The organism is Bradyrhizobium sp. STM 3843 (genome assembly GCF_000239815.1).
In the GTDB taxonomy this organism is placed as follows: Bacteria; Pseudomonadota; Alphaproteobacteria; order Rhizobiales; family Xanthobacteraceae; genus Bradyrhizobium.
Genome location: NZ_CAFK01000143.1, coordinates 1 through 6,094, shown reverse-complemented (window position 1 = coordinate 6,094; position 6,094 = coordinate 1). Strand labels below are relative to the sequence as shown.

At 62.4% G+C, this 6,094-nt stretch carries 5 protein-coding genes; all 5 read left to right on the top strand.

From position 1 onward, the window contains the following. On the top strand, positions 1-311 hold a 311-nt coding region (locus BRAS3843_RS16560; RefSeq protein ID WP_035981910.1), incomplete at its 5' end, for a type VI secretion system tube protein Hcp. A 224-nt stretch (positions 312-535) separates the two neighbouring features. Next, positions 536-1,042, top strand: coding sequence for a type VI secretion system baseplate subunit TssE (gene tssE, locus BRAS3843_RS16555; protein ID WP_008970102.1), 507 nt, complete (start codon positions 536-538; stop codon positions 1,040-1,042). A gap of 1 nt (position 1,043) precedes the next feature. After that, on the top strand, positions 1,044-3,011 hold the full coding sequence (tssF, locus tag BRAS3843_RS16550) for a type VI secretion system baseplate subunit TssF (protein ID WP_008970101.1): 1,968 nt from the start codon (positions 1,044-1,046) through the stop codon (positions 3,009-3,011). After that, positions 2,975-4,027 carry a type VI secretion system baseplate subunit TssG gene (gene tssG / locus BRAS3843_RS16545; RefSeq protein ID WP_008970100.1) on the top strand — a complete coding sequence of 351 codons (1,053 nt, stop codon included), beginning with the start codon at positions 2,975-2,977 and terminating at the stop codon, positions 4,025-4,027. The genes tssF and tssG overlap by 37 nt, the downstream gene beginning before the upstream one ends. A gap of 98 nt (positions 4,028-4,125) precedes the next feature. Beyond that, positions 4,126-6,094: type VI secretion system ATPase TssH (gene tssH / locus BRAS3843_RS16540; RefSeq protein ID WP_035981908.1), on the top strand; the 1,969-nt coding region annotated here is incomplete at its 3' end.

The window sequence follows — 6,094 nt, the reverse complement described above, 5'->3', positions numbered from 1 at the left end:
CGCACTACGTTGACAAAGCCACGCCGGAGCTTTTCAAGGTCTGCGCGAACGGCAAGCACATCGACAGCGCGATCCTCACAGTCCGCAAGGCCGGCGAGAATCCGCTGGAATATCTCAAGATCGAGATGAAGCAGGTCCTGGTCTCCAGCGTGTCCACGGGCGGATCGCACGGTGAAGAGCGGCTTGTCGAAAACGTCAGCCTGAACTTCGCAAAGGTGAAGATGACCTACAAGACCCAGACCGAAAAAGGCGGCGCCGGAGCTTCGCCGACATTTGGCTGGGACGTTCCTGCCAACAAGGAATGGGCCTGATCGTCGCTCCGCGCTTGGCGCCGGTTGCGAATGCGCAGCCGACGCCAAGCGGTGCGATTTCGCTCCCTTTCTCGGACGCCACGCTCGCGCGTCCGGCCGTCTTCTGAAACCACCTCACGTCGGAGACCAACTGCCGCTCCAGCAAATAGCAAGCGGCTCGGGGGCATGATGGGGACTGGAAAGTGACAATTACCCCAAGGCGGGATCGACTCTCTCCCCCACTGATGCTGGCGTTTCGCTCGGCTCATGAAGCGCGCGATGCCCGCAAGAAACTCAATCTGCGCGATGAGTTCGGGGAGCGGGTGATTGCCGGACGGCGCAGCGCCGGCCGCTTTCCGATCTCGGAAACCTTGCTCCGGCGCGAAGTCTCCCACGACATTGAAACGCTCCTCAATACCATCGCTCTGGAATCGACCCTGGACCTCAGCGGGCGGGATTGCGTCCGAGCGTCTATCCTGAACTACGGGTTTCCCGATATTGCCCACCGATCGATCGACGAGGTCACGGACGACGAACTCAGCGATGCTCTGCGCGCAACGCTGACGACTTATGAACCAAGGCTCGATCGCAAGACGATACGGGTCCGCCGCGACGGCTCGGTCGGCCCTGAGCAGCTGAAGCTGCGCTTCATCGTTCACGCCGACCTGAAAGCCGAGCCGCTCAACGTCCCCGTGGAATTCGTCGCCGACGTCGACCTCGACAGCGGCGACGTCCAGATCAACCGACTTTGACATGAACCGCGAATTCCTCGACTTCTACAATCGCGAACTGTCGCTCCTGTACGAGCAGGCGGGAGACTTTGCCGAGGAATATCCCGGCATCGCAGAGCGCCTCGGCGGTCTGGTCCGGGATCGTTCGGATCCGATGATCACGGGACTGCTGGAAGGCGCCGCGTTTCTCGCCGCCCGCGTTCAGCTCAAGCTGAGGCACGAATTCCCGGAATTCACTGCGAACCTGCTCGAGCAACTGGTTCCGAACTATCTTGCTCCCACCCCGTCCGCCATGCTGGTCATGGCGCGGCCGCCCTACGCCGACCCGGCCTTGCGAGATGGCAAGAAGATCGCGCGCGGGGCCTATTTCGACGCAATCTACCGCGAGAGAGAGCGAAGCCTCTCCTGCCGATTTCGACTTTGCCGCGATATCGTGCTCTGGCCATTCGATGTCACCGGCGCCGAGTATTTCTCGACGGCAGGCGCGCTGCAGGCGCTCGGGATTCCGGTTGGCGCCGACGTGATCGCCGGGCTCAGGCTGTCATTGACCCATCGGACCGCGGCCCGGCTCGATGAGGAACCGCTGGACGCAGAGGCACGGACCAAGCCCGAGACCTGGTTTTCAGGCTGCCGCGTCAGCGAACTTCCGATCTACTTGTCCGGCGCGGAGTCCGACGCCATCGCGCTTTACGAACAATTGATCTCGAATTGCAGGGGCGTCTACTTCCGGCATCTCGACGACTTCGGCGATCCGGTGGTGACGCGCGCGCCCCATGACTGCGTGCAGCAGGTTGGCTTCGACGAGAACGAGTCGCTGTTTCCCAACGACAATCGGATCTTTCGCGGCTCGGAGCTGCTCCGGGAATATTTCATGTTTCCGCGCAAGTTCCTTGGCATCAATTTGACCGGACTTCGCAGCGTGATGCCGCGGCTGCGCAGCAAATCGATCGATATCGTCTTCGCCTTCGACGAACATAATTCGCGGCTTGCCGCCGCGGTCCGCCCCGACACCTTCAAGCTATACACCGCTCCGGCGATCAATCTGTTCGAGAAGACAAGCGATCGCATCCCCGTCAAATCGAATACCCACGAATACCATGTCGTGCCCGACCGCAGCCGCTATCTCGAATACGAACCGCACCAGGTACTCGAAGTTTACGCGCACTTTCCGGCAGAGAAAGACAAGCGACCGGTACGCCCGCTGTATTCGGCTGCCGTCGACCGGGCCAGCGGATCGGTCGAAGGGCTTTATTTCACGGTCCGCCGGCTGCCTCGACGCCGCACGGTGGAAGAGAAGACCTATGGCGCATCCTCCGACTACACCGGGACGGACATGTTTCTGTCGTTGCTCGAACCTGGTGAACTTGGTGGCGAAGGCTCCGTCGCCGAACTCAGCGTCCGGGCGCTGTGCTCCAACCGCCATCTCACGGAGCACTTGCCGGTCGGTCACGGCGGCGCCGATTTCCGCCTTCTGGACGATACATCCCTTGATTTGGTGTGCATCGCCGGACCGACCCGACCGCGTGAGCCGGTGGTCGCCCAGCTGCGCAGCCGCAGCGAGATTGCGAGCAGCGGAATTGTCAGCTGGCGCCTGATCAATATGCTGAGCCTGAACTATCTTGGCCTGGTCGAGCGCGGTGGTGGCAAGAACGCCGGAGCACTGCGCGAGATGCTGTCCCTGTTCGCCGACCAGTTCGACGACGCCACAGAACGCAAGATCCGAGGCGTGCGCAGCATCGAAAGCCGGCCCGTCGTGCGGAGAGTACGTGAGCGCACCGGCAGCGGCGCGGCGCGAGGCCTCGAGATCACCGTCACGCTTGACGAGAAAGCATTCGAAGGCAGCGGCGTGTTCTTGCTCGGCGCGGTGCTGGAGCGCTTCTTCGCGGAGTATTCGGGCTTCAACACGTTCACCCAGACGGTCATCTCGACACCCGAGCGCGGCGAGATCATGCGGTGGCCGCCGCGCATGGGCACACGGAGGCCGCTGTGACGCTGATCGACCAGATGAAAGCCGAACCCTGGCGGTTCGATTTCTTCGATACGCTGCGCCAGTTCGAACGCGCCAACCCGGACCGACCGCGGATCGGTGACAGTGCCGCACGCCGCGAGGAATATGTCGACCTCGGCCAAGTGCCTTATCTCGAGTTCCCCGCCTCCAACCTCGCGGCGGTCGACGACCAGGCTGGCCGGCTCAGGATACTCGTCAAATTTCTCGGCCTCCTGGGACCGCAGGGCGCGCTGCCGCTTGGCACCACCGATGAAAGTCTCGGCTGGTGGCTGATGCGGGACGACGCCTTCCCGCGCTTTCTTGACCTCTTCAACGGACGCTTCCTGCAACTGTTCTTTCGCGCTTGGGCTGACGCACGGCCCATCGCGCAGCATGACCGTCCGGCAGAGGATCGATTCATCGCCTATGTCGGGTCCTTCGCCGGCTTGGGCTCCGAGGTTTTCGCCAATCGAGACACTGTCCCTGACATGGCGAAGCTCAGCTTCGCGGGACTGGTCGCGCCCAGCACGAAGTGCGCGTCGCGGCTAACGCGGTTCCTGCAGGGACTGTTCGATGTCCGGGTCGAGATCGACGAATTTGTCGGCACTTGGCTCTCGTTCGACCCGAGTCACTGCAGCCGGCTGGGCGAGAGCCATGCCAGGATCGGCCGGGACGCTCTGCTGGGCTCACGTGTATTCAGCGTGGAAGACAAGATCAGGGTTCGAGTCTTCGTCAAGAATTTTGCGCAGTACGAGCAGTTCCTGCCGACGGAGACACCCAATTTGTCGGAGCCTCTGGCCGACGCCGTCTTCTTCTATATCGGCGATGAGCTGGAATGGGAGGTCGAGCTCGCCATTCCGGCGGGAGAGGTCGTTCCGGTCAGGCTCGGACAGAGCGGACGACTTGGGTGGACCACCTGGGTCTCGCCGAACTGGACATCCACGGAAGAATATCGCCGCGATGCCCGTTTTCAGCTCGGCGAACGCTTGAGGGCTCGTCGGAGTGCTGCCGCGCTTTGAACCTATCGGCCGCGCAAACCGTCCTAACGTTGTGGGTTCGAAGCGATTTTCCGCTTGATGCCAATCATCCGCGGAGGACTTGAGCAGGAGGGGCCAACGTGACGGATATCAGCCTTGAAGCTGTAACGGGCAAGCTGAATCGCTCCGGCTACGATGCCTTCATCCAGGCCCTGCGTCACGCCAAGAGCGCCGGCAACCGCAATGTCGAGCTTGCGCACTGGCTGTTTCATATCCTGCAGCAGGAACGTACGGATCTCAGCCTCTCGGTGGACCACTACAGGCTGGACCGGGCCCGCTTGTTGTCGGACCTTGCCGCCGTCATCAACGGATTTCGCAAGAACGAAACCGACATGCCTGGTGTCGCCAACGCAGTCATCGATCTGCTCGATCGCGGCTGGCACTATGCCACGCTCTTCTTCGGCGAAACGCAGATCCGCACCGGCCATCTGCTGGTGGCAGGACTGAAGTCCAACGATATCCGTCGCACGTTGAACAACCTCTCGCAGGAATTCGCCAAGATAAACGTGGATGCATTGGCCGCGGAGCATCGCGCGGTCTGGGCCGGCTCCGACGAGGAGACGATGCGGCCGATGGACGGCTCGGGATTGGTCGGCGCCGGCGCAGAGCACGCGGACCAAGCCGGACCTAAGGGGACGACACCTCTCGACCGCTTCTCCCAGGATCTCACCGCCAAGGCAAAGTCGGGCCAGATGGATCCGATCCTTGGTCGGGACGAGGAAATCCGCCAGCTGATCGACGTACTGATGCGCCGGCGCCAGAATAATCCAATCCTCACCGGCGAAGCCGGCGTCGGCAAGACCGCGGTGGTCGAGGGCTTTGCCCAGCGTATCGCCGCCGGCGACGTGCCGCCACCGTTGCGCAATGTCAGGCTCTGCGTGCTTGACATCGGCCTGATGCAGGCTGGCGCGTCCATGAAGGGCGAGTTCGAACAGCGCCTGCGCTCGGTGATCGATGAGGTCCAGAGCTCCCCCACTCCCATCATCCTGTTCATCGACGAAGCCCACACGCTGATAGGCGCCGGTGGCGCAGCAGGCACCGGAGATGCGGCCAATCTCCTGAAACCTCCTCTGGCCCGCGGCACTCTGCGTACGATCGCCGCCACCACGTGGGCGGAATATCGCCAATATATCGAGAAGGACCCCGCGCTCACGCGACGCTTCCAGCCGATCCAGATCGATGAACCTGATGTCGAGACCTGCTGCATCATGCTGCGCGGACTTCTTGGGCCGATGGAAAAGCACCATGGTGTTCGCATTTCGGATGCTGCAATCGTTGCAGCAGTCAACCTGTCGCACCGCTACATTCCTTCACGGCAGTTACCTGACAAGGCGGTCAGCCTGCTCGACACCGCCTCGGCACGCGTGGCCATCAGCCAGAGCGCGACGCCAGCACTGATCGAGGATACCCGTGTCGCGATCACCGCGCGCGAAGCTGAGCGGTCGGCGCTCGTCAGCGACGGCGATCTCGGGATCGAGGACAGCGAGCGGATTGTCGCGATCGACAGCGACATCGCGGCGCTTAAGGAAAAACTGACGAGCCTCGAGGCCGATTGGGCGGCGGAGCAGAAGCTCGTGAAGGACATCCGCAGCATCCGCGAGATCCTGTCCGAGCCCACGGAAGACGAAGATCCGGCTACAAAGCGCGCGGAGCTGCGCGGGAAATTCGAGACGCTGGAGGGCATCAATCCCGAGAAGCGGATGGTCTACGCCCATGTGGACCAGCAGTCGGTGGCGTCCGTGGTATCTGACTGGACCGGCATTCCGGTCGGCCGGATGATGCGGGACGAAATCGAAACCGTGCTGAAGCTGCCGGAGATCCTCAACCGCCGCGTCGTCGGACAGTCCCATGGGCTGACGATGATCGCCAAGCGGATTGAGACCAGCCGCGCCAAGCTGGACAACCCGTCAAAGCCGATCGGCGTGTTCATGCTGGCCGGACCATCCGGGGTCGGCAAAACTGAAACCGCCCTCGCGCTTGCCGAGACCCTCTACGGCGGCGAGCAGAACATGATCACCATCAACATGTCCGAGTTCCAGGAGGCGCACA

Coding starts and splice junctions, on each gene's coding strand:
- tssF (WP_008970101.1), top strand. CDS start 1,044: ATGAACCGCGAATTCCTCGACTTCTACAATCGCGAACTGTCGCTCCTG.
- tssE (WP_008970102.1), top strand. CDS start 536: ATGCTGGCGTTTCGCTCGGCTCATGAAGCGCGCGATGCCCGCAAGAAA.